The sequence below is a fragment of the Pseudomonas sp. DrBHI1 genome (genome assembly GCF_002205115.1).
Classification (GTDB): domain Bacteria; phylum Pseudomonadota; class Gammaproteobacteria; order Pseudomonadales; family Pseudomonadaceae; genus Aquipseudomonas; species Aquipseudomonas mosselii.
This window is the reverse complement of the sequence record NZ_NIBE01000048.1, coordinates 1-1,297: the sequence shown is the minus strand read 5'-3', so window position 1 is coordinate 1,297 and position 1,297 is coordinate 1. Positions and strand designations below refer to the sequence as shown.

General features: G+C 50.4%; 1 protein-coding gene and 1 pseudogene. Both read left to right on the top strand.

Features of this window, described 5'->3' with window-relative positions; translation table 11 throughout:
- Positions 1-479, top strand: a pseudogene (locus CC207_RS26985) (hypothetical protein); the annotation flags it as partial.
- On the top strand, positions 479-1,297 hold an 819-nt coding region (locus CC207_RS08205; protein WP_088851880.1), incomplete at its 3' end, for a DUF6708 domain-containing protein. The pseudogene CC207_RS26985 and the gene CC207_RS08205, both read left to right, overlap by 1 nt.

The following is a 1,297-nucleotide window of genomic DNA, read 5'->3' as shown; positions in this document are numbered from 1 at the left end:
GGGCGGGATTGGCGACGGTGGGGGGGCTTGTCAGCATTGCCTGGGATTTCTCCGACGCCAAGGAAGCGGAAGCCAGATCCAAACCAACGCTTGCAGCAGCCTACGGACTTAGAGGAAGCGCAACCATCGCCCTAATTCTGGGACAAGGAGGAATAGCGTTTTCACAAGCGAGTGCGTTTTTCCAATGGCTATCAATGAGTGCCAACCAAACATGGAGAAGCAGCTTATACGCTACCCTTTCCACTCTTTCCGCACGGCTAGCCGCGAACCGAGCAGCCATGATGTTTCTGAGTCGCTTGAGCTGGATAGGCGGCGCAATTGTACTCAGCACCACTATAACCTTACTCATCATCGATGATGACGCACTGGAGAAGTGGTGCAGCAAATGTTGCTTCCGCCTTAAATCATCCAACAAAGGATACATAAAGGACACCGAAGAACTCGAAGCCTTATTCAGCGCCATGAGTGAGGTCATATAATGTATTTTGTTGAATGGCTTGCATGGCTGGCCGCCATTGACCCCAAAGAAAAACGCGAAGCCTTTAAAAAGCAGAACAGAACAATTAAGAACAGAGGGGTGTACGAAAGCGAAGACGAAGAATACGTTGCAGCCGCAAAAAAATCAGCATGTAAAACCCCAAAGAGCCGTGGCCCAGTCTACGTATACAACCAGCATGTGCTCGAAATGCGCAGTGGCATGTGGGAGGATAAACGCGGACTGATATCGATACTTTCCTTGACCGTTATACTTTCAGCAGCATTTAACTTATGGATAGCCCTTGGCGGCATAGAAAAGCTCAATCATTTAATATCTAATGGCAAGCCATATGGCGAGCAATTATTTATGTCACTTTTTTTCCTTGGAATATCTTTAATCCTCGCAGTGCCTTATCTGATGTATGGCCTGCGTTTAACTCGCTTGGAAATGTTCACCTCCCGTCACTTATTGATACGCTTCAACCGTACCACTCAACAGGTCTACCTTCATCGTCCTGTCTACTGCGGTGGGATCGTCACGCTGCCGTGGAACGGCGTATCGTCCAGCGGCTCTGATAAAAAGTATGCTCCACCGGGTGGTATGGGCATGCCGCTGGAACTCACATGGTCGCCCGTGTTCACTGGCACACTGCGTCCTGAACTGATCTGGGTCGGCAAATCCGCCAATAATTTCGCAGAGCTTCAAGCCGAATGGGAGTTTATCCGTCGTTTCATGGATGACGGACCGGAGGGGCTACCGCGCCCCCACATCACCTCGCACTTCCCTTGGCCCTGGCAAGCCTTCACGCCTCAGTTCGAA